The sequence below is a fragment of the Spiroplasma endosymbiont of Sarcophaga variegata genome (genome assembly GCF_965178695.1).
Classification (GTDB): Bacteria; Bacillota_I; Bacilli_A; order Mycoplasmatales; family Mycoplasmataceae; genus Spiroplasma; species Spiroplasma poulsonii.
This window is the reverse complement of record NZ_CBCXVU010000002.1, coordinates 552,262-574,904: the sequence shown is the minus strand read 5'-3', so window position 1 is coordinate 574,904 and position 22,643 is coordinate 552,262. Positions and strand designations below refer to the sequence as shown.

At 26.3% G+C, this 22,643-nt stretch carries 26 protein-coding genes, 3 tRNA genes and 1 pseudogene; 15 read left to right on the top strand and 15 right to left on the bottom strand.

The window, feature by feature from the left end:
- The 8 genes from ACOBME_RS04775 to ACOBME_RS04740 all read right to left on the bottom strand — a co-directional run bounded on the left by ACOBME_RS04775 (position 1) and on the right by ACOBME_RS04740 (position 6,053).
- Complete coding sequence (locus ACOBME_RS04775; RefSeq protein WP_338966369.1) at positions 1 to 279, bottom strand: hypothetical protein; 279 nt, start codon at positions 277 to 279, stop codon at positions 1 to 3.
- A 123-nt stretch (positions 280 to 402) separates the two neighbouring features.
- Positions 403 to 1,584 (bottom strand): hypothetical protein, encoded by a 1,182-nt coding sequence (locus tag ACOBME_RS04770; protein WP_419334467.1) that lies wholly within the window; start codon positions 1,582 to 1,584, stop codon positions 403 to 405.
- 12 nt (positions 1,585 to 1,596) lie between these two features.
- Positions 1,597 to 3,192, bottom strand: a complete 1,596-nt coding sequence (locus tag ACOBME_RS04765) for a hypothetical protein (protein WP_419334465.1) — start codon at positions 3,190 to 3,192, stop codon at positions 1,597 to 1,599.
- Positions 3,193 to 3,228: 36 nt separating this feature from the next.
- On the bottom strand, positions 3,229 to 4,455 hold the full coding sequence (locus ACOBME_RS04760; RefSeq protein WP_338966359.1) for a hypothetical protein: 1,227 nt from the start codon (positions 4,453 to 4,455) through the stop codon (positions 3,229 to 3,231).
- Between the two features lie 17 nt (positions 4,456 to 4,472).
- Entirely contained in the window at positions 4,473 to 4,931 is a 459-nt protein-coding gene (locus ACOBME_RS04755; RefSeq protein ID WP_338966357.1) for a hypothetical protein, read from the bottom strand.
- Positions 4,932 to 4,943: 12 nt separating this feature from the next.
- Entirely contained in the window at positions 4,944 to 5,342 is a 399-nt protein-coding gene (locus tag ACOBME_RS04750) for a hypothetical protein (protein WP_338966354.1), read from the bottom strand.
- Entirely contained in the window at positions 5,323 to 5,814 is a 492-nt protein-coding gene (locus tag ACOBME_RS04745) for a hypothetical protein (RefSeq protein WP_338966353.1), read from the bottom strand. Before ACOBME_RS04745 ends, ACOBME_RS04750 begins: the two co-directional genes overlap by 20 nt.
- Entirely contained in the window at positions 5,769 to 6,053 is a 285-nt protein-coding gene (locus tag ACOBME_RS04740) for a hypothetical protein (RefSeq protein WP_040092454.1), read from the bottom strand. Before ACOBME_RS04740 ends, ACOBME_RS04745 begins: the two co-directional genes overlap by 46 nt.
- 870 nt (positions 6,054 to 6,923) lie before the next feature.
- Here ACOBME_RS04740 and ACOBME_RS04735 point away from each other — a divergent pair.
- Positions 6,924 to 8,270, top strand: a pseudogene (locus ACOBME_RS04735) (spiroplasma phage ORF1-like family protein); the annotation flags it as partial.
- A gap of 20 nt (positions 8,271 to 8,290) precedes the next feature.
- On the opposite strand, the gene ACOBME_RS04730 reads toward ACOBME_RS04735, so the two are convergent.
- Both ACOBME_RS04730 and ACOBME_RS04725 read right to left on the bottom strand, forming a co-directional pair.
- Positions 8,291 to 8,623, bottom strand: coding sequence for a spiroplasma phage ORF1-like family protein (locus ACOBME_RS04730; RefSeq protein WP_338964375.1), 333 nt, complete (start codon positions 8,621 to 8,623; stop codon positions 8,291 to 8,293).
- Positions 8,607 to 8,711 carry a lipoprotein gene (locus ACOBME_RS04725; protein WP_338964373.1) on the bottom strand — a complete coding sequence of 35 codons (105 nt, stop codon included), beginning with the start codon at positions 8,709 to 8,711 and terminating at the stop codon, positions 8,607 to 8,609. The genes ACOBME_RS04730 and ACOBME_RS04725 overlap by 17 nt, the downstream gene beginning before the upstream one ends.
- 126 nt (positions 8,712 to 8,837) lie before the next feature.
- On the opposite strand from ACOBME_RS04725, the gene ACOBME_RS04720 reads away from it, so the two are divergent.
- The 7 genes from ACOBME_RS04720 (at position 8,838) to ACOBME_RS04690 (ending at position 12,522) form a co-directional block, all read left to right on the top strand.
- Positions 8,838 to 9,926, top strand: a complete 1,089-nt coding sequence (locus tag ACOBME_RS04720; RefSeq protein ID WP_419334460.1) for an Mbov_0401 family ICE element transposase-like protein — start codon at positions 8,838 to 8,840, stop codon at positions 9,924 to 9,926.
- Positions 9,927 to 10,367: 441 nt separating this feature from the next.
- Complete coding sequence (locus ACOBME_RS04715) at positions 10,368 to 10,850, top strand: lipoprotein (protein WP_338964367.1); 483 nt, start codon at positions 10,368 to 10,370, stop codon at positions 10,848 to 10,850.
- Positions 10,851 to 10,907: 57 nt separating this feature from the next.
- On the top strand, positions 10,908 to 11,141 hold the full coding sequence (locus ACOBME_RS04710; protein ID WP_338964364.1) for a hypothetical protein: 234 nt from the start codon (positions 10,908 to 10,910) through the stop codon (positions 11,139 to 11,141).
- A 78-nt stretch (positions 11,142 to 11,219) separates the two neighbouring features.
- The gene (locus ACOBME_RS04705) at positions 11,220 to 11,840 is read left to right on the top strand and encodes a hypothetical protein (RefSeq protein ID WP_419334457.1); all 621 of its coding nucleotides are present in this window, start codon (positions 11,220 to 11,222) and stop codon (positions 11,838 to 11,840) included.
- 331 nt (positions 11,841 to 12,171) lie between these two features.
- Positions 12,172 to 12,247, top strand: a tRNA-Trp gene (locus ACOBME_RS04700).
- Positions 12,248 to 12,341: 94 nt separating this feature from the next.
- Positions 12,342 to 12,416, top strand: a tRNA-Trp gene (locus ACOBME_RS04695).
- Between the two features lie 13 nt (positions 12,417 to 12,429).
- Positions 12,430 to 12,522: transfer RNA gene (locus ACOBME_RS04690), tRNA-Ser, on the top strand.
- A 49-nt stretch (positions 12,523 to 12,571) separates the two neighbouring features.
- On the opposite strand, the gene ACOBME_RS04685 is transcribed toward ACOBME_RS04690, so the two are convergent.
- Together ACOBME_RS04685 and ACOBME_RS04680 are read right to left on the bottom strand one after the other, a co-directional pair.
- Complete coding sequence (locus tag ACOBME_RS04685) at positions 12,572 to 13,429, bottom strand: DegV family protein (RefSeq protein ID WP_419334454.1); 858 nt, start codon at positions 13,427 to 13,429, stop codon at positions 12,572 to 12,574.
- A 15-nt stretch (positions 13,430 to 13,444) separates the two neighbouring features.
- The gene (locus ACOBME_RS04680) at positions 13,445 to 14,287 is read right to left on the bottom strand and encodes a DegV family protein (RefSeq protein WP_338964358.1); all 843 of its coding nucleotides are present in this window, start codon (positions 14,285 to 14,287) and stop codon (positions 13,445 to 13,447) included.
- 128 nt (positions 14,288 to 14,415) lie between these two features.
- Here ACOBME_RS04680 and ACOBME_RS04675 point away from each other — a divergent pair, with 128 nt between their 5' ends.
- The 4 genes from ACOBME_RS04675 to ACOBME_RS04660 are packed head-to-tail and all read left to right on the top strand — an operon-like array spanning position 14,416 to position 18,263.
- A complete protein-coding gene (locus tag ACOBME_RS04675; protein WP_338964356.1) occupies positions 14,416 to 15,507 on the top strand; it encodes a M42 family metallopeptidase in 1,092 nt (363 codons plus the stop codon).
- Positions 15,508 to 15,509: 2 nt separating this feature from the next.
- On the top strand, positions 15,510 to 16,139 hold the full coding sequence (ytpR, locus tag ACOBME_RS04670; protein WP_338964354.1) for a YtpR family tRNA-binding protein: 630 nt from the start codon (positions 15,510 to 15,512) through the stop codon (positions 16,137 to 16,139).
- Positions 16,126 to 17,148 carry a nicotinate phosphoribosyltransferase gene (locus ACOBME_RS04665; RefSeq protein WP_338964351.1) on the top strand — a complete coding sequence of 341 codons (1,023 nt, stop codon included), beginning with the start codon at positions 16,126 to 16,128 and terminating at the stop codon, positions 17,146 to 17,148. Before ytpR ends, ACOBME_RS04665 begins: the two co-directional genes overlap by 14 nt.
- Positions 17,149 to 17,189: 41 nt before the next feature.
- A complete protein-coding gene (locus ACOBME_RS04660) occupies positions 17,190 to 18,263 on the top strand; it encodes a hypothetical protein (protein ID WP_338964348.1) in 1,074 nt (357 codons plus the stop codon).
- Positions 18,264 to 18,370: 107 nt separating this feature from the next.
- On the opposite strand, the gene ACOBME_RS04655 is transcribed toward ACOBME_RS04660, so the two are convergent.
- Positions 18,371 to 19,333 carry an IS1/IS1595 family N-terminal zinc-binding domain-containing protein gene (locus ACOBME_RS04655; RefSeq protein ID WP_338963247.1) on the bottom strand — a complete coding sequence of 321 codons (963 nt, stop codon included), beginning with the start codon at positions 19,331 to 19,333 and terminating at the stop codon, positions 18,371 to 18,373.
- Between the two features lie 162 nt (positions 19,334 to 19,495).
- Here ACOBME_RS04655 and ACOBME_RS04650 point away from each other — a divergent pair, with 162 nt between their 5' ends.
- From ACOBME_RS04650 to tyrS, 3 genes are all read left to right on the top strand, one after another.
- A complete protein-coding gene (locus tag ACOBME_RS04650) occupies positions 19,496 to 19,762 on the top strand; it encodes a hypothetical protein (protein ID WP_338964345.1) in 267 nt (88 codons plus the stop codon).
- A gap of 89 nt (positions 19,763 to 19,851) precedes the next feature.
- Positions 19,852 to 20,358 (top strand): hypothetical protein, encoded by a 507-nt coding sequence (locus tag ACOBME_RS04645; RefSeq protein ID WP_338964342.1) that lies wholly within the window; start codon positions 19,852 to 19,854, stop codon positions 20,356 to 20,358.
- A 43-nt stretch (positions 20,359 to 20,401) separates the two neighbouring features.
- Positions 20,402 to 21,652: a tyrosine--tRNA ligase gene (gene tyrS / locus ACOBME_RS04640; protein WP_338964340.1), complete on the top strand. Its 1,251-nt coding sequence runs from the start codon at positions 20,402 to 20,404 to the stop codon at positions 21,650 to 21,652.
- Between the two features lie 59 nt (positions 21,653 to 21,711).
- Here tyrS and ACOBME_RS04635 read toward each other — a convergent pair whose 3' ends face one another.
- Entirely contained in the window at positions 21,712 to 21,957 is a 246-nt protein-coding gene (locus ACOBME_RS04635) for a hypothetical protein (RefSeq protein ID WP_040092631.1), read from the bottom strand.
- Positions 21,958 to 22,255: 298 nt separating this feature from the next.
- Positions 22,256 to 22,597: a hypothetical protein gene (locus tag ACOBME_RS04630; RefSeq protein WP_338964337.1), complete on the bottom strand. Its 342-nt coding sequence runs from the start codon at positions 22,595 to 22,597 to the stop codon at positions 22,256 to 22,258.
- Between the last annotated feature and the right edge of the window lie 46 nt (positions 22,598 to 22,643).

The following is a 22,643-nucleotide window of genomic DNA, read 5'->3' as shown; positions in this document are numbered from 1 at the left end:
TTATTTTGTTTCATCTTTTTTAATAACATCTTCAATGCTATCTTGTTTTTTATCTTTTTTAAAAAATTCAAAAATTTTATCAATTAAATAGACCAAAACACCACTAATAAGTAATGATAAGCCAATATAAAAATATTCTGGTCATGAAATTTCAATTACTTTAAATGCTTTGCAAAAAAATAACACAATTGCACTTATTATTAAAATTGCTCCTAATCCTCAAATAAATATTTTGCGAATTAATAATAAAATTTCTGATTTATACTCTTTTAAATTCATTTATAACACTCCACTTTCTTTCTAAATTATTTTTTTCTTTTAATAAATTAGCATTCATTTGTAATTAATTCATTATTATTTTTAATTATAATATTTTTATTAACCATAATTATCCTCGTTAATTTATTGTAACTCTTCTAATTTTAGAATTGTTGGCGAATATTCATCACCTGTCATTGAAATTACTACTTTATGATTATTAAGAGAATTATCTGCACTTAAAAAACCAATTCTTGTTGCTCCATTCTTTCCCAATGCTAAACTAGTTGAAATAGTTTGCAAACCACCATGATTATCTTTACATTCAAAACAAGTTGTTATAACAAAATCTGCAGTTGGTCGTTCTCAAATAAAATGAACTTTATATTTTTTCCCTAAAATAAATTTATATTTAATTACTTTTTCATTTACTCTTTCTCCAACTTCTTTTCACTGCTCGATACTTTCTTTTAAAGCATAATGTTCATTAATATATTTAGTAGTTGGTAATGTGTCATCTGTTGCTTCTAGTCCAGGCGTTTTGTTTGTTTTAATAACACTAAAATCTGCAACTTGGTCATTATTTTGGAAGATTGGGTCTCATATTCTTAATTCACCAGTTTCAGCATTAAAATCAGCATTATTACGCTTACTAGCATTTGGCATTAAAGTAATTTTATTTTGTTTTAAATCTGAAACCGCAATTTCACCATCACTATTTTTAATAATACTTTTATTATCAAATGGAACACCTATTTCATTTTTGTTATTTTTAATAATACTTTTATTATCAATCTTAGTTTTTTCTTTTTCTAATAATGCATCAACTTCTAACTGAGTATAATATGCTTCTAAATCTATCATAGTTAAATCAATACCTTCTTCTTGAAAAGTACGAAACATTTTCTTTAAAGTTGTTAAATTAGCCAGTGATTTTGCATAACTAGGTAATAAACCTTGTCATGTTGCCATTGGGTCATTTTGAGATGAATAATTAATATCACCAACACTCATATTTGCCGAAGTAAAAAACTCAATTGGAATACGGTTAAATATTCAATGCTCAATAGTAATAAACACCATATTAATACAAATTTTCTTTAATAATGGGTCTTTAAATGTTTCAAACTTTAATTTTGAAAATGGATAATTCAAATAGGAATTAATCATATTTTGGGCTCTTAAAGCAAATGTTTTAAATCATAATTCTAAATCACCTTTAAAGAACTTATTATAACGAACTGGAACTTGTGTAATTTTACCTGTCATTGGAATAAAATTATTATAATTTTCCAAAGTAACATTTGGTCATAATTCATTTAACATTTAATCATCTCCTTATCATTTACTTTTTTTAGAATATATTTTCTTTAATATAAATTTTTTACTATTTAGTAATGTTTTTGTTTTAATTGTTTTGTTTAAATCTTGTTTTGTTCTGAGTTGTTTGTATGTTTGAAATGCTAATCCTTTACCCAATAAACTAGTAACCACACTATCTTCTAGCGTATTTAACAATTTATCTTTATTAAAGTTATTTTTAAATTGTTCTTTCATTTTTAATATCTTAGCAATTGTCCAACATATTTTAAAACTATCTTTTACTACTTGCTGATAAGCAAGTGGGGCAAAAGAAACTAAATTAAACAAACTTGTTTTTTTAAATCCTCAACCAATAAACCACTCACTGTTCATATAGAATTTAAAGGGTTCAGGAGCCAAAACAAACTGTTCTGCTTTGATTAAAGTTGTCATAACGACAATAGGGGCATATTTAGGATTTTTATAATATATTGTTAAAGCAACTTCACCTGCAACTGATAAAGGAACAATTTTTACTGCTAAAAAAACATCAGAACCATAAGCAAAAGGTAATAATTGGCCTTTTTTAATAACCTTAGTTTCAAATTTAGATAATATTTTTTTAGTTTTATCAGTAATTTTACTAATTACTTTTTGTTTAATAGTAATTATTTGTTTTTCAATTGGGGCTAATAATTTTTTAGTTACTTTTTGAATATAAAAATTTGGGTTTAAATGATTTAATAATTTATTTAATTTAATTGGTGTTTGATGTAAAAGATTTAATAATTTATTATTATATATTTTACTACCCCGCATTAAATTAGCATTTAATAGTAGGTTTTTACCAACACCTTTTTTATGAAGATTAGTCATAATGTTATATCAATCATTAGTATTAATTTTGCTTATTTTATCAATATTTAATCCATATTCAGACAATCATTTATTAGCATTTTTTTCATTTACGCGTGGTATTTTTTGAACTAATTTAGGACTTATTTTTTGAATATTTTTCTCAATTTTTAATAAATTATTAATTGTTTCTAAATTAGAAACTTTAAAACCTTTATAAAAATCATTTCGGGCTAATTTTCCAATTGTATATAATAAAGTTTCATTATTAGCCTGCTTTGTAAAATCAAATATTAATTTATCAGATAAAACCTTTTTACCCGTAACTTGTTTTACAACATCTTCTAAATTATTAGCAGTTATTACACCTAATTTTTCAAGTAGTTTAGTTTCTTTTGCTAATTTTAAAATTCTAGTTGTGCGAGCAGCACGCGTTAATTTACCAATTCCACCAATTGCTGGTAATAAATTTAAGGCAGTACTTTTTACTGTCACTTCTGATGTTAATTTATCGTATATTTGATTTACAGCAAAATCGGTTGCTGTTTCTACTCCAAACGAAATAAATGCTGCGGCAAAATTAGATAATCCCGCACCAAGACCAACAGTAGATGCTACACCACCAGTTAAAACTGATAAACCAAGGGCTAAAACTTGAATTCCTAAAAATTCTAATAACTGTAAACCAAAACTTTTTTCTTGTTGTTGGATTGACAATCTAGTTGGATTTTTTTTAACAGCATAAATAAGGGCTGTTTTAGATGTTCCAATTGGCATATCTATCAAACGAAAAAGTACTATTTTTTAGTACTATTAAGAATTTTTAATTTTAACATCAATCGGATTTGTTTGACCAGTAGCGTTGTTTTTACCTTCAATTTGAACTTCAACAGTTTTTTCATTTGTAATATTAATTGGTCAATCTTCACCTTTACTTTCAATAAAGTAATCAAAATCACTTTCAGTTAAAGAACTATTTACGGCTTTAACTGCTTTTAAAACAACAGCTTTAAATTGTGGTTTTAACTGTTCTGGTGTTGCTTGTGTTGGATCTGTAACATGAATAGTTGGTTTATCTAATTTATTAATTTTACTAATATCAATTTTTGTAACAATATGTTTAATAATTCCTTTGGGTTCAACTACTGCTCCACCTAAATATAAAACTCTTTCCATAATCAAAGTATTACCCATTCCAGTACCTAACGCAGCAGCACCAACTCTTAACGGAGTATGATCTTTTTTGCGTAAAATAAGCGGGTCATATTTTTTGCTAAATTTAAAAGCAATTGCATTAACACCATCTGGTAATAGAGTAATTGTTCCTTCAGAACCATCTTTATTAATAATTGGTAATTTTTTAGGAACCATATAGTATGTTGTTCCTTCAACAGTTTTCATTGCTCCACTCGTTTCAATTACGCTATTTATTTGGTCGTTTGCTCCAAGTTGTAACTGTAATTTATTACGAATTCCACGAATAAAATCAGCCGAACCTAATACAACTGTTTCTGATGGGGTAAAGCCGTTTTCATATATTTTATCCATAATTTCATCGTGGATTTGTAAAGCATTTGTATCATCTGCTTTTTGTCCTTGAATAGTTGTAACTGTTCCTTTATTAATAATTTCTAAAATTTTATTGCGTTTATAAGCAACCTCAGTATCCATTGCTTGCTCAATATCAGCAGCCCAAAGATTAGGATTAAAATCACTTTCTACGGGGTCTAATTTACGAGCAAAAGTTAAAATTGTATCTAATTCAACAGTTCCATCTTCAAATTCCACTGTTGAATATTTTAGTAGGTTATCATCAGTATTAAATACTTGTCCTTCGTTTCCTAGACCTTCATTGTATTTAATATTTTTCTTTCTTTTATATGTTAAACCAAACTTATTTACTTCTTTTCATGCAAATAAAGCTTCTCAACTAAATTTTTGTTGATAAGTTTGTAAATATCATTGTTCAAATGTTTCTCGGTCTCGTTTTGTTGCTTGATTAGCAATATCTCCGAAAATTCTTTGTGGGTTTTGTGCCATAATTTACTTCCTTCTTTCTATTTATTAAATACATTGTCTGTATCTAAAATATTGTTTTCTTTGTTTTCTACTTTTGGTACGCCACCAGTATTAACTGTTTGTACCTTAATTAATTCATCATAAACACTCTGCAATTGTGTTTTAATGATTTCAATATCATCAGTAATATCATAAGACTTTAATAAAACATTTTTAAATTCTTCATTATCAGTTAAAGAATTAATAAAGTCAATTACTTCAATTTGTTTTAATTGAATTGTTTGTTGTTCAATTTGTGAAGTTAATTCAGTATTTTTTGTTTGTAGTTCGTTGATTTGCTGATTATTATTTTCTAAATTACTTGCATTAAATTCTTCAACTTCAGCAGTATTTTCTAAAATAATTTCAGCAGTTTTAATATCTAAACTACCATCTTCGCTTTTAATAGGTTCATTATTTTCATCAATAAGAACATATTTTACATTTTTTAATGCCATTGATTTTTCCTCCTATTTTTTAATATTTGTATTTGTTCTTTTTCTAATCGCTTTTTGTATAATTTCAAAACTATCTACTCTAAAAGATAAAAAATAGCGTTTAGTTTTTATATTTAACTGATTAAATACTGAGCCTTTAATTTTTATCTCATCATCTTTTTTTAATTTTAAAAACTCAGTTAAAATAGATGGGTTATATATTGATAATGTTGAATAATTTAATCCGTCTCATTGACATTTAGCCGAACAAGCATCAACTTCAACACCCCCAGCAACCAGTGCCTTAATTTTAGTTTTAATCGGATTTTCATGTAATCTAACAGTTAATTCTAACTTATTAATTTTTTTATTTTTTATTTTAGGTTTATTAGTTACTGATTTTTTAGGTAAATTACTTTTTGATTGTGCCATTTTTATCAACTCCTTTTGCTAAAAAATACTGTAAATGTTTTCAAGCATCGTGTTCGTGCTCTGACATTTTAATATTTCCTTTATAAATATAATTTTTCTTAATGACTGGTGATTGTAAAATATATTTTAAATTAAATAGATATTTGCATAAAACTTTTAAACCACCAATAAATTTAGGAGTAGATAATGGGTTTTTTATTTTTAAACCTTTATGAAGTTGATAATCTTCAATTATTACAATAACTTTATTTAAATAAGAACAAATTTTATTTTTAAATTCATTTAATATTAAATATATATTACTTATTGCTTCTTCTTCATTTTTGGAATTAAAAGTAATATTATTAATTATTTTCTTTTGCAAAACATTATAAATAATAATACCAGTTTGTCCAATTCCAGCAGGGTCAATTACAATAATATATTTTAATTTATTTGTTTTATTTTTTTGTCAATTTGTAATATTTTTCATCCATCTGATGCTAAATCTAAAATATCGTTAATTTTATAATATTGCATATAAGAAGCAATAACATCTCACTTGTCTTTAAATAAATTTAAGTACATTTTGGCTCATTCTAAACATTGCAAATCATAATGATTTTTATGATGTGAAATACGACAATTAACAGGCTGACAATTAGCTCATTCAAAAGATGTTGTTATTTCATTTCAAGTTTTATTAATATACAAACTTTTATATTCTGTCATTTATCTATATTCCTTAATTCTTTTTATTTGTTGCTCAAATTTCATCATTAATATCATTTACCGTTACTGGATAAGCTCGTATCATTAATTCTTGTAATTTATTTTTAATTTTTTTATTTCATTTTTTCATAAAATATTTTCCTTTCTGTAAAAAAACATAATATTCCTTTATTGGTTAATATTTTGATATTTAGTAAATAATTTATTTTAGTATTTAATTACTTCGCCGCCCGCTTCACTTTGAAGGTGAGCGGGGGCGGATAGGATATTTTGATAGAGTTTACCCCCATACGGAAATAAACAAAAAACAGTTTACCCAGTTATTAATTACGCTTCATCCATCCCTAGACAACTTTATATAAAGAAAATAACCTTTTGGAGTTCCAACCCTCTTGTTTTTTTAGTGTCCGATATTGTTTTTTTAGGTTTAACAACACTCTTTTTATGAAAACAAGCCAAAAAACACGTGCTCTGACATTTCGCAAGGGATTAATCTTGCCGAGAATTAAAGAAATAAATAGGAGAGTAAATCCAATCGCTTTCACACTTTCTTTAAGGCTTCGTGCCATAGATGAGTTATCCATCTTTAAGCATCAAAATATTAAGTTTTAGTATTGCATTATTCATCAGGTAGTACCTTTATTAAAAATGATATTATTAGTTGTTAAACCGAAAAAATATAATAAATCACAGAAAGGAAATTATAAAAATTAACTAGTTTGTAGGGCAAAATAGGTTAATTTTTAATTTTAAAGATACTATCTGATGAATAATGCAAATAAAAAAATCGCTCTAATAAGCGATTAATTTAATTTGTATTTAATTACTTTATTTATATTTTTTATAAAACCTAAGTTTTTTTCCGACTACCAAAATATCCGAATTCAGCAAGGTGGTAATCCAAACTATGATGACCCAAATTTGGGTAGTGAAAGAATAATTTTTGATTTTGAAATTATTAATAATATGGAAAAATTAGATTGAAAACCTGATGTTATTTTAACTAGAAAATCAATTTATCGGATGATTTTAACAATTGATGAAAATAAAAATATTATTGCTGGTAGTTTAGAATTAACACATCTTAAACAATATTGAAATGGTAGTGATTATAATAATTATCGATATACTGATGATTTAGGATTTTTATTTTCTTTCATAAAAGAAAAAGAAGATACTTTTAATTTTAGTGCTGAAACTTATAATTATTATCAAGGTAATACTCCCAATACTGGTAAAATGGTTTTTGAACAGATGAAAGGTCAAATTGATATTAATAAATTTTTAAAAGCCTTTTTTACCCATGCTTTGGTACCTGTTTTTCAAAATCGTAGTAATTTTATTGAAAGTGGTTATATTGATAATTTACAGTATGATACTGTTTTAATTAATTTTTTTGGTTTAAAATTGATTAATTTTAGAGATGTTTTAATTGATGAAACTAATACTAATAAAAATCAATTTGAAAAACTATTAAATAGTATGTTTACGGTTTCCCAAAATTTTTATAAAGATTATTTACGTACCATTTTTGATTTAGAAAATGATACTTATGTACAAGGATATAATAAAAAATATGGTTTATTAGCAAATAATGGTTTTAAAATTTATCCTCGTTATTTTTATTTTTCTGATAAATACAATCAATTAGACATTAAATTGTATTCAGCATTTAAAAATCGTTTTTATAATACTAATTATGGTAATGTATTTAATTATGATTTTTCAGTTGCAAATAATTATAATATTAATCAAAATGAAGGTTATATTTTTGAAGGTGCTTTAAAAGATAAATACGGTTTAAAATACAAAAAAATTGAAGAACAAAAAATCGGTTATAATGTTTTTGAATTACAAGCCCAAAAAGAAAATGATATGTACCGTTATTATGATTTTAATTTTGGAATTTATAACTGACAAGAAATAAATAATGGCGGGTTGTTTCCTGATTGACAATGATGACAAGCCCAATATGAAAGTTGTAGTTGATATAATTTAGCGTGTCATATAAAAAATGCTGCAATTTGAATTGTAAATAATATTCCCGGTGTTAAACAAGTAAACGAATTAGCAAGCGGTGTTGGTAAAATATTTCAAACAATATATAGTTTTTTTAGTCAAACATTTGAGGTATGAAAATTTAGTCCAGCATTATATAATACAATAACAAATATATTCCTATTAATTATCTTTATGAAGTTTGTTCGATTAATTTAAAAAAGGACTTTTTAGTCCTTTTATTCTTTTCAATCTGTAATTTTACCGGTATTTGTATCAATTTCAGGTGTTTGAGGTTCATTTAAACCATCTCAACAATAATATGATTTAAAAAGATATCATACACCATTAATAATATGATAAGGTACCCCACTATTATCTCAAATTGATTTATTTGAAAAATTAAATTTTATAATAGAAAAATTATCATTTTGTTTCTTTTTTACAATTCCAATATATCATTTATTATCTGGATTCCTATTTAATTTATCTAATGGTATTAACTTTCAACTACTATTTTCTGGCGGTTGTTGTGGATTTCAAGGTTCTGGTTTATTACCCCCCGTTTTCATTGTTATTTGGTTTTTCACAACTAATTAATGTTGTTGTACTTGTTACAGTTAATCCGATTGTTCCCAAAATACTTAGTCATTTTTTCATATTTTTATCCCTTTCTGTGAAATGTTATAATTTTCTTAATTATACTATACATTTTTTAAAGTAGGTGTAAATTTATGAAATATATTAACTAATAATTTTAATTTAACAACGAAAGGAAATAATAAAATGTTTAATTTTAATAAATTTAGCGTAAATATTTATGAAAATGCTTTAAATCAGTTAAAAGAAAAAATAGAAAGAATTGATAATATAATTTTTAAAAAACGAGATAAAACAAAATATTTTGTAAAAGAAATAAAAACTAGAAAAATTAAAACAGAATTTGGAATATTGATTTATAAGCGAAGAATTTACAAATATTTTTATAAGGGTAAGTGAAAACATGTTCCTATTGTTGACAAACAATTTGGAGTTGGAAAATGACAAAGAATAATTAATGATTTAAAATTAAAAATAATTGCTGAAATAGCAAAAAATAAAAGATATAGCGATATATTAGATATGTTTAATTGTAAATTGCATTTTTCATCTGTTTCGCGTATTTTACGAAAAGCATTAATAAAAAGAAAAGATAAAAGAATAGATTTAAAAAATTTTGAAAATTTATATATTAATTTAGATGATGCACATATAACTTTAAAAAATAAAAATAATAAATCTTATTTGCAAACTGTTAGAATAATTTCATTTAATACTGGAAAAGAAAATAATAAATCTTTAAATAAAAAATATTGTTTTTTTTTTCTTAATAAGAAAACTCGAGGAGCAGAATTTAATTACTTTATTAAAAAACAAATTCAAAAATTTTTTAAAAATTATGAAAATATTAAATTAATTATTGGTGGGGATAGTGCTAAATGAATTAAAAAAACTGCTAAAATTTTAGATGGTATGTTTATATTTGATAGGTTTCATACAATAAGAGAATTAAAGAATAATATATATTGTGGTAATCGTAGTAAAGAATCATTTAAAAATTATTTACACGCAAAGGAATTATTTTTACAAGGAAAATACGATGAATTTATAACTTTTTTAAAATCATTACAGAATGAAAGAATTAAATTAAGGTATTTTATTAATTTAAAAAATGTTATTTTAAATCAAAATAAAGAGTGAAATATTGGCGTATCTGCTGAAAGTGATGTTTCAAGAGTTGTAAAATCTTGTTTAGGATATGGGAATAAAACATTTTCATTTTCAATATTTAAAAATATTTTGGATTTAAAAATTATGAGATTTAATTTTAGTTAATTTAAAATAATTTAGTTTTAGTTTTTAAACTATTTTTTAGTATTTTAAAATATGAAATTATTTTTTGTATTTTTATTTTTTTGTGTTATTATGTTTTTATAAAAGAAAAAAAGTTTCTTGTTTTTAATTAAATTAAATAATACCCGTTTATTTGCAACACCCCCTAATTAAATACTATGATTAATTGTTAAAAACAAGCCAAGTAATTTGATATAATAATTACGTATTTTTTCCTTTTATTAACTATGAAAAAATAAAAAGAATAGAGATGAAAAAATTATGTTAAGTATTTGTAAAATTAGGTGTTATTGTAAAATTATTCTTCTAATTATTTTTTTGCATACAAAATGTTTATGTTTATTTCGTAAGACACATATCCCGCCTAAATTTTAGTTTTTAAATTTTAAATAAATATAACTAAAAGCAAAGAGGGAAAAAACAATGAAAAAACTATTAAGTATTTTAGGGACAATAACATTAGTTGGAACTGTTGCGCCAAATGTTGTTGCCTGTCATAACAAAAAAAATCTTAGCAACGAAAGTATTACAGCAGAAGACATTAAAGTCTTTAATGAAATTCAAGTAAAAGCATCTGAAAAAATTAATCAAAAAATTAAAGATACGCCATATGTCGATAGCACAAAAAATGACTTATCAAAAATCTATTCTAAAGTAAATAAGGGTGATACTGAACCTTATCAATTAAAATTAAGCAATTCAGAAGATAATAAATTAGCGACTTATTTTATTAACAATTTTACAAAAATTTTTGATAATGTTAATCATGAATTACAAAACGAATATTCAAATTATTTTTCTAATACAGTGCCATTAACGTTAGATGATGAAAGAAATGTTGTAAAAGTAAGTTATATTGATGTTGAAAATTTACGTAGTAAGTTTCCAACAGATATTAATCCCTAACCATTTTCAGCTGTTCGAGTTGATTATACAGCGACAATTCAGTTACAATTTAAAAAAATGTATGCTAGTTTCCAACTATCAAGTATTTATAATGTTAGTGAAAACGTTGCTGCTTTACGGACTTTTTCTGATAAGGCAGTAGGATTTTTAATTGAAAATATTAAAGACTATTTTATAAAATTAGAAACTGTTGATTTTTCAGAAAATGAAATTTTAAAACCATTATATAATCAAATGATTTGAGATTTTTCAAAAGATACAACTGAGTTAAATAGTACTTTAAAAAATTAATTTAAAGAATATATTGCTAGTAAAAAAGAATTTAAAAACCTTAGTATAACTTATAATGATACTGATTTAATTAAAAAAGTGGAAGATGGTCAATTAACTGCTGAAAATAAAGGCTTTATGGGAATATCTAAAACCAAAAAAGCAACTGAGTTATCATTAGCAAATTGAGTTGATCCTAATGCTGGTAAAAATAATCCATGAAAACATTTATCTAATGCAACTGCTGAAAATTTTGTTGATTTTTATAAAACAAAAGTTGGTTCTGTCTTTAATGTTGATAAAAATTATTCTTTAAATTTAGGTACTTTTGAAATTAGCTTAAATTATTTAAATATTTTTGGTCTTGGTTTATCTGGCAATGTGAAAGATAAAAATAATGAGGATTTATCAATTGCATTAAATTTATCTGGAGATGGAATTGATAAAAAATTAACTAATTGAGGAAAAATAATTGTTCAATTTTTAAAATATTCAGGTTCTGGTATTATTACAGCGGATGATAGTATTGGTTTAGAAGCCTCTATCCAAGATTTTAAAAAAATAACAATGAAAAATCAAAAGGATGGTTTAAAAGGGGCTATTAAAATTATGTTCGATAGTTTTAAGGATTCAGATGAGGCAAAAAGTTTAGAAGATATTGATTTATTTAGTTTAATGACAAATTCTTTATTAACAAGTCAAAAGGACATGGACTACTAAATGAATCAACTCATTTGGAATGAGACCGACAAATAGAAGACAAATGGGCAGTTATGTTTACATTTGGTAACAGTTTGGATACTGGTTTATATTATTCTTTTGCATCAAATCCAACCTCTAATAGTGAGGAGAATGTTGATTTTGAAATAATAAGTGCGGCGGATTAAAAAACTATCTGTTTTATTCATTTAATTTTAAATTAATAAAATAAAATTAGAATTAAATATTATGTAACAAATTGTAATTTTAGAAAACAAATATAATTATTTGCTATTTTAAATTATTTTGTTAAAATAATTAAGTGTCAATTTTGATACTTAATTTTTATTTTAGGGGTATAGTTCAAGTGGTAGAACATCGGACTTCAAATCCGAGTGTTGTGGGTTCAAGTCCTGCTACCCCTGCCATTATGTTTTATAAGATGAAAGTATGTAGATACTTTTTTTATTTTAAAACCAGAGGATTCTTTTGTAATATTTATGTTATGATTTAAAAGAATTTAGGGGTGTAGTTTAATGGTAGAACAGCGGTCTCCAAAACCGTACGTTGTGGGTTCAAGTCCTATCACCCCTGCCAGGATAATAAAGATGGAAGTATACCCAAGTCTGGTTGAAGGGGGCGGTCTCGAAAACCGTTAGATGGAGTGATCCATGCAAGAGTTCGAATCTCTTTACTTCCGCCATTAGAAGAAAACAAAAAAACCATTTCTAAATTAGAAATGGTTTTTCCTTTTATTTATTTTCTGGAATTGCAACAAAAGCAATTGTATCTAAGCCAGCATGAGCAACAAAAATATTAGCTAATTGTTCAGTATGATAATCGACTTTTAATTCATTTAATTTTTGTGTAACATTATCTCAAACTTTGTCAGCGCATTGATCTGTTTTTAAAACAAATAACTGAAATTTTTCTTTAACTGTTTTTTTAAATTTATCTCATGTTTCAACTAATGCTTCAATTAAATTATTTAATGTTCGTGATGAAGCAATTTTTTTAGGATATTCTCCTCATTGGATTAAGATTTTAATTTTAAATAAGTTAATTAATGATAGCAGCACTTTTCCAACACGCCCACCTTTTGATAAACGTTCTAGGCTACCAGGGATCATTGCCATATATGTTTTTTGTTCTAAGGCATTTGTTTTTGCAATGATTTCTTTAACAGTAAAATTTTGTTTTGTTAATTCATTGGCATAAATAATTAATGTTTTTAAAGCAAAAGCGGCAGTATGATTACGAACAACATGAACTTTTCCAAGATATTGTTTATCTTGGCTTAAAGTATAAGCTGTTGCATATTGGCTTGATAGTTTTTCGGCAATAGGGTAGTGAATGATTTCATCATATGTTTCTAGAATTTCATCTCATTTTGCCATTAATTCTCCTGTTGAAGCTTGGCTTGTTTTAGTAGTTCCTGTTTTAACAATATTATAAAAGTGATACTTTTTAATTTCTTCTTTGGTATCTAAAATATCTATTTCGTTATTTAAAATAATGTGCAATGGAATAACGTGGATTCCTAATTCTTTAATTTCTGCTGTTGTAAAACCAGCTGATGAGTCAGTTAGGATTGCAATTTTTTTATTCATAAAGTTAATTCTCCTTTATTTATCTCAACATACCAAGACCACGGTATTAGGGCCAGTGTGAGCAGCGATGACGTTTGCTAAAATGTATGTTGAAGTAATTATAGCACCCACATCTGTAATTATTTGATAAACTTTATCTAAAGTTTCTTTATCTGTTTTGGAATGTAGTAGAATAATATTTTTTCAATTTTGACGTTCTTTTTTAATTTGATGAAAAGCTGTTGAAACAGCTTTTTTGAATGTCCTTGTTTTGTCAAACTTATCAATTCGACCAGCATATCTTAAAATTGGTGTTATCTTTAACAATGATGCTAATGCTGCTGCGGCAGCAGTAATTCGCCCGCCACGTTTTAAAGTTTCTAAACTTTTTGGGATAATAAATGCACTAAATTTTGTTTTAATTACATCAATTCTTGTCTGAAATTCTGTTAATTCTACGCCTTCTTTAATTCAACTGTAAATTAGATCAATCATATAAACTAATAATTCACTAACACCATCAGTATCAATAATAAAGACCTTTTCTTTATATTCTTCACCTTGGGCTAACATTGAAATATTTTCGTGTTGCCCTGATAAACCTTTCGATAGTCCTACAAAAACAATATTATCGTATTTTTTTAATAGTTCATTTCAAGTATTTAACATTTTTCCCATTGGGATTTGGCTTGTTTTAATTACTTGATGTTCTAAGATATCATAAAATTCATTAAATGAAATAATATCTTCATCATCTTCAACCTCACTCCCATCTGGGAAATTTAATAATAACGGTAATAAATAGGTGTCTTCATATTTTTTTAATTCGTCCTTATTAATTCCTGACGATGAGTCTATTATTAATGCAACTTTACGCATAATTGCCCTCCATTATTTTCTATAAATTTAGCTATCATTGAATTTTAGTTATTATATTGTTAAACTCTTAACAATATAATAATTATAAACTTTGATATAATAATTTCAAGAACGAAAGGGAGATAAAAATGAAAATTACTAATGAAAAGAAAATAATGTATGAAAACATTTTGCAAGCATTTGGTCCATCGGGATGCGAAGAACAAGTTGTGATATTAATGAAGCAATATTATCAAAAGTATACATCAGAAATAATTCAAGATAATTTAGGAAGTTGTTTTGCAGTTATTCGTAATCAAACAGGAATTAAAAATGCTAAAAAGGTAATGTTAATGGCCCATGGTGATGAAATTGGTTTTATGGTTAGCCAAATTAATGAAAAAGGGTTAATTAGAATTAACCCATTAGGAGGAATTTGAGAACAAACATTATTAGCAAAACGGTTAAGATTATTAAAAGATGATGGAACTTTTATAATAGGCGCTATTTCAGCAATTGCTCCGCATTTGTTATCACCAGAAGCACGTTCAAAACCAACACCAATTGCTAATATGCTAGTTGATTTTGGGTTTACTTCAAAAGCAGAAGCATATGCGGCTGGCGTTCGGGAAGGTAATTTTGTTATTTGTGAAGGACCAACTGCTTTTTTAAATGACAAACGGTTATTATCGAAAGCAATTGATAACCGAATGGGTCTTATTTTGGGGTTAGAAGTATTAGAACAAATTAAAGATAAAGCATTAGACTTTGATTTATATGTTGGTTTTAGTGCCCAAGAAGAAGTTGGAACTCGTGGGGCAGCAACTGCAACATCTTTAATTAAACCTGATTTTGCAATTGTGACAGATGTTTCGCCAGGGCAAGACTATGAATCAACAAGTACCTTTGGGCAATTAGGACAAGGTGTAATGTTACGAGGAATGGACAATGGTTATGTTACTCGCTATGATTTGATTAAATATCAACTTGATCTAATGCAACAGCATCAAATAAAATACCAATTTTATATTTCACCAGGTGGTACTGACGCTGGACGTGTTCATTTAGCAGATTATGGAATTCCAACAATTCAGGCTTGTCTAATTGCTCGTAATTTACATACAATTAGTGGTATTATTGATTTAGATGATTTTAATGAAACAATTAAGTTGGTCACAACTATTATTGAGGATTTAGATGAAATAAAGATTAAAAATTTTAATTGAAGTGAGAAGAGGTAAAAATGAAAACAAAATCAATTGGTTTATTTTATCATCCAGTCTTTGATGTTTTAGTTGGATATGAACCAACTGTTACGCAAGGAGAACATATAATTAAGAAAGAATGGGTTTTCTTTCATGATGAAAGCAAACAATGTTATGGTTTTAATTTATTAAATGCTAGTCAACATTTAACAACAAAATTAAAACCAGGTATTAATAGTGATAATAAATTATTATTAACAGAGTTAGCAACAAACTTTAAAAAACAAGGGGGTCTATTTCATAATATTAATAATAGACCACAATTTATTGTTGGTCAGATTTTGGAACGTAAGCAACACCCTAATTCTGATAAACTAAATATTTGTCAAGTTACGATTGGTTCGGAAGTCCTTCAAATTATTTGCGGCGCAGATAATTGTGATGTTGGTCAATTAGTTGTTTTCGCTCGCGTTGGAGCAATTATGCCATCAACATTACAAATTATTCCTAGTGAATTACGTGGTATTATGTCAAACGGAATGTTATGTTCGGAACAAGAATTAGGATTACCAGTTTCTAGTGTTGGGAAAAAAATTGTGTTATTATCACCAAAACAATATCATCTTGGAAGTAGTTTTTGAAAGGAATATTATAATGAGCAAAATTAAAGCAGGATATTATAGTGCCGTTTATTTTTTAAAAACAGCTAATATTTTAAAAAATGAGAAACCAAGTGATATCGTAAAAATGCAATTTTTTCAGCGTGAAGAAAATGTTATTTTAGCAGGGGTTAATGAATGTATAGAATTATTAAAAACAGAAGCTTTTAATCCAGAAACACTTGAAATTACTGCTTTGACTGATGGTGACGTAATTCAACCAAATGAACCTGTGTTAAAAGTTGTTGGACATTATTATCAATTTGGTCATTTAGAAGGAATTATTGATGGTATTTTAGCGCGACAAACTAGTATTGCCACTAATTGCCATCGAATTTTACAAGTAGTAAATAACAAGCCAATTATCTATATGAATGATCGTAGTGATTATTATTATAACCAAGAAAATGATGGTTATGCTGCTAAGGTTGGGGGCATTACCAATTTTGTAACAACAGCTCAAGTAGCAAAACTAGCTGGTAATTATGAACCAATGGGAACGGTGCCGCATGCTTTAATTCAAGCATTTAATGGTGACTTAATTGCTGCATTACATGCTTACCAACGTTTTTATCCAACCGATAAATTAGTAGCCTTAGTTGATTATAATAATGATGTTATTACCGATACTTTAAAAGTTGCTAGTGAATTTCCAAATTTATATGCGGTTCGTGTTGATACATCGCAAGCTTTGGTTGATAAATATTTTCTTGGAAAAGAAAAACAATACTCCGTTGATGAAATTAGGGGGGTCAATAAACATTTAGTTTGGGCCCTGCGACAAGCGTTAAATCAGCAAGGTTATGATTATGTTAAAATTATTGTTTCTTCAGGATTTAATGTTCAAAAAATTATTGAATTTGAGACGGAAGGGGTGCCAGTAGATATCTATGGGGTTGGTCAATCTTTAGCAAAAATTAATATTGGTTTTACTGGTGATGCTGTACAATTAAATGGTATTGATCAAGCCAAAGTTGGTCGTCATAACATTATTTCAAATCGACTAGTTAAAAAGTAAGAAATGTTTTATAATATAGTTAAATAAAGGGGGTTTTCATGATGAGTGAAAATAAAAACCAAAAAATCGAATCCTATTATAATCATGATGATGCTTATCCTCATCTAAAACGTGAACAAAAAGCACAGCAACAACAAGAAGAAATACCAGAAACAACTAGTGTTGAGCATCGGGTTGAGAAAAAGCCTCCTTTAAATCCATTAGGAGAAGTTATTTCACCGTTGTATGGGAAAAAACTTGATGGAGCTAATGAATTTAAACACACAATAAGTAGTTATGAAGATAATTTACATGATGAACTCGAAAATGCTGCTTCAAATTCAATTAATGAAATTATTGAACAAAAAATTGTTGAGAAAAAAGCTGAATTAGCAAAAATTCATGTTGTGGAAGAAAAAATTTCAGATGCTGAAAAGGCTAATGTTGAACAATATTTTAAAAAATATGATCCATTGACAGATAGCAACAAAATTAAATCAACTTTAAAAAATCGCAATAAATTATCAGAACAAGCAGCTCAAACAGTGTCATTTTTATTTAAACCACGTAAAAATGGGGAAAATATTTTTGGGGAGCGAACAAATGAATTAACGTTAGAATTAGAACAAATTAAAGAGAAAATTAGTAACCCAAAACCACGCCATCAAGTTGATGAATATGAACAAACAGCATTGTTTGAAGGAATAGAAGAACAAAAACTAATTAATGAACAAATTCGCCAAGCGATTGCAAAAGCCAATCAAATTGATGATAATTTTTCCGAGGATATGCCATTAGATCAACGCCGTCGTTTGATTCAACAGAACTCAACTAAAGCGGGAGCAGTTAGATTTAAAACATTACTTAATTTACAAGAAAGTAATGTAAACAATCAATTTTTGCTTCGTTCAAAACCAATTGCACAGTATCATAAAAACTTGTATGATTTGCGAAAAGAAGATTCCGATTCAGAAACAAAACATGTTAATGACTATTATACTAAACGCAATCCATATTTATCACGGATGTTAGAAATGGAAGAACGAACTGCGCGAGAAGCTGAGGAAAAACGCAAAGAACGAATTAAAACCCAAATTAATGAAAGTAAAAATTTTGATAAAGATGAGAATAAATAAGGATTTTCTTTAATTTTGTCGAAAACTCTTGATGAAATAAAAAAAATCATCAATATGACAATTTGAAAACTAATTTTGTGTAAGATTATGATTTTGCTTTAAATTTTTTAAACGTTAAAATATAATACCGTTGATTGTTGGTTTGGTGTTAAACCTTTGTGTTGGTATTTTCATTTTCAGAGCTTTAAATAATTTTGAATATTAGTGAAACCCAAACCATGATAATGAATTAAGGCTTCTTTAAGACTGGATTGTAATTTACTAATCTTATTTAACTTTTGATAACTAGTATCAGGGTTTGTACTAGTTTTGGTGGAATATAGAGTAGAATTTGTTTGTTTTGCTACTAATAAATATAGTGGTTGCATATCAGAAATAATTATTGATTTTTCTTTAATTAGTTGCTTATTCATATTTTCAATAATCCATTGTTTTTGTAATCTTTTGGTATTGGTGGATTGAACAAAAATATTATTATTGCTATCAACTGCCATTTGAATACAGCATTTGGTATCAGTTGAAAATGGATCGAGATGAGTTTTTCGTTTATCAAATTTATCTTTAAAATTGCCTTTATGAATTTCTTTAATAAATGTTTCATCCATTTGGATTTGACCATTTAATTTTTTAAATTTTAACTGTGTATTTTCTAATTGTTTTGATTGCATTAATTTTTGTCGATTATATCAAGCGGTTTTTGGGGTTGTTTTAATAAAACGAGAAATTATTTTACTAGATTGTCCTAACAATGAAATTTGAATTAATAAATTTCACTGTTCATAATTTAAATGACTTCAATAAGTAAAATGATGACGAAATGCATCAAAACTAGCACGACATTTTTTACATAAATATTTTTGTTTTCCTTCGGAATTATGACCATTTTTAACACAATGAAAAGATTTGCAATTAGGACATATAATGCCTTTATCTCTAAATTTTTGATCAATTTCATTTAAACGTTTTTGTTTTTTAATTAAGTCTGCTTGTTGTTTTATTTTTTCATAAAATTCTAAAAATTGATCATCTGTTAAGCTATTTATTAATTCTGTAATTATTTTTTTCATCATTTATTTACCTCTATATATTAAAAATATACCTAATTTTAGGTATATTTTATAAATATCAAGAGTTTTCGACAAAATTAAAGAGGATTTTTATTTTGATATTAAATAAAATAAGTTATAATGTAAAAGTAATATTTAATTTGATTAGAAAAAAGGGTGGAAAAAATGATATATATCTTAGCAACTAGTGACGAATTATTAATTTCACAAACAATTTTAATTATTGTTTTATTATGTTTAGCAATTGTATTTTGTTGTTATGGAATTATTGCTGCACGGAAAGTTGCAATTGCTGCTAAGAAATTTGATTATTTTGTTGAAGACTTAACTTATAAATCAGAAATGTTAAACTCGACTGTTGATACAGTTGTTAAAGTTTCAAATTATATTGATGTTTTTGAAGCTTTTGCGAAACGGAATGTTAAAGCATAAGTAAAAGTTATTGCCCGTAATAAAGATATTGCTTATCGAATTGTTGATAAATTAAAAGATTTTGCTAATTCTGATGAGAAGGAATAATTATGGCTTTTAAATTTGTTAAAACATTAGCAATTATGGTAGAGGGGATGCTTATTGCCCCTAAAAAAGGATCAGAATTACGCCAAGATTTTATTAATTTAGTTAAAAAATATAATCCACAATTGAAAAAAATGGTTAATAAAATTGAAATTGTGTGAGAAAAATCACAAGGAATTGAATCAGACGAAGTAGCAGCTGATATTGAATTACGAATCAAAGATGTTAAGGGTGCGGTAGAAATTTTAGATTCTGCTTCAACAAAAGAAGTGGCTTATAAAGCATTAAAGAAAATTGATGTTGGGACAGTAAAATTAATTAAAGCTGCCGCAAAATCACCAAATGTTCGTGCTGTTGCGAAAGACTTAGCTAAAATAACAGTTTCTGCTATTGATGCGGGAATTAAAGTAACAGAAGATCTGAAAAAAACATCAGCGTCAATTTCAGAAAAAATTATTGAAGAGGAAAAACCTAATCAACTTAAAAAAATCGCAAAAGTCGATAAAGAATAACTCTAACAATTTAGAGTTTTTTAAATAGTAGAGGAAATAAAAGATGGTAAAAGATATTATAGAAGAATTAAAATGACGAGGTCTATTAAAACAAGTAACTAATGAGACAAAATTATTAAAAGCTCAAACTTTAAAAAAAGGGGTTTATTGTGGTTTTGATCCGACAGGTGATTCATTACATGTTGGGCATTTAATTCAAATCATGTTATTAAAACGGTTTGAAATGTTTGGTTTTCAACCAATTGCAATTATTGGTGGCGGAACTGGAATGATTGGTGACCCAAGTGGTAAGAAAGCAGAACGTGTATTATTAAATGATGAGACAATTATGTACAATGTCCAAGCAATAAGTAAACAAATGCAACAATTAATTGGAAAAAATGTCCGAATGGTTAATAATGCTGATTGATTACAAAAAATGACTTTAATTGATTTTTTACGAACTGTTGGAAAAGATTTTAATATTAGTTATTTGTTGGCAAAAGAAAATATCGCTACAAGAATTGAAGTTGGTTTATCGTATACTGAGTTTGCTTATACTTTATTACAAGCATATGATTTTTATCAATTATATGTTAATTATGATTGTGCTGTTCAAACCGGAGGAAGTGACCAATGAGGAAATATTACTTCAGGGACATACTATATTCATAAACAAATTGGCGAAGATAATTTAGCTTGTGGTTTAACAATGAACTTATTAACAAAAGCTGATGGGACAAAATTTGGAAAAACAGAATCAGGAGCCGTTTGGTTAGATCCAAAAAAAACATCACCATATGAATTTTACCAATTTTTCTTTAATCAAGATGATCAAGAAACCGGGAAATTATTACGTTATTTGACAATGTTAACAGAAGCAGAAATTATTGCAATTGAAAAAGAACACCAAAAAGAACCAGCAAAGCGAATTGCACAAAAAAAATTAGCTGAAGCAGTAACATTATTTGTGCATCAAGCAGACGGTTTGAAAACAGCACAAATTGTGAGTGAAGCATTATTTAATGGTAATTTGCACCAGTTATCAGAACAACAGTTGGATCAGTTACAAACTAGCTTACCGTTTTTTTCATTATCAACTTTTGATTTATCAATTCTTGATTTATTAGTTCAAGCAGAAATCGTTTCATCAAAACGAGAAGGGCGGGAGTTTTTAACACAAGGAGCAATCACCGTAAATGGCATTGTTATTAATGAAGAAACACGGACTGTTACAAAAGATAAATTTTTATTTAATAAATATTTAATTGTTCGTCGTGGAAAACGAAAATATCATTTAATTTCTTGTGAATAGTTGAGTATTTAAAATTAAAAAAACACACTTTTATAAGTGTGTTTTTTTATGGTGCAAAATTATTTTAATTCAACGGTTTTACTTTTGATAGATTTCTTTTTATTTTTAACATAAAGACGAGTATAATAAACAACTTGGATTAACAATACAACAAAGATATTAATAAATGCAAATAAACGACAATGTCAAGGTGTTTGTGGTAATGCTAAAACAGCAATTAACATTGCTAAAGCATAAGCATTTAATATTCCTCAGATTGTAATTTTATGTCATAACTTTAATTTTCTTTTCTCAGTTTTTTTCATGTTTAGAACCTTTCTGGTATGTTTGACCATTTATATCTGTGTAAAATACACTTAGTATTATTTTAACTTAAAAATCTAAAATTATGTCTTTTATTCTTTAATTTTTAAATTATTTTTCTTAATTTAATTAAATTTAGTTTTTATTTGCTTAAAATAAAAACTAAATAATTGTGCATTATAATGAGATTTTTTCTCATTTTTAATTATACAATTTAGTTATTTGGAAGAAAATTTAAAAGCAATCGGTTGTAATTATCTTAAATTAATAAATAAAAAATAATACATTTAGTATTATTTATTAATTAGAATTCCCTTTTTTACTCAATTCTAATTCATTTTTAGCTTTTTCATATATTTCGACAATTGCTTTATGGCGTAAATATTCTTCTTCTGAAATATTTTGGATGACACGTTCCTTAATTTCATCTTCAATAAATAAAGATATATATTTATTTAATGTGTTAATTGCTTTTTCAATTTCTTCGTTTGTTGCAACATAATCAGAAATTAATTCAAATTTTTCTTCTCAGTTTAAATTATTAACAAACTCTAAAATAAACCGTGGATTTTCTTTAATATATTCTGATAAAGGTTTATCAATATGTTCGTCAATAAAAATATCAATTTTTTCTGGTAACATTTATTTTTTATACCTCCTGAATCCTTTTAATGTTAATAATTTTTTA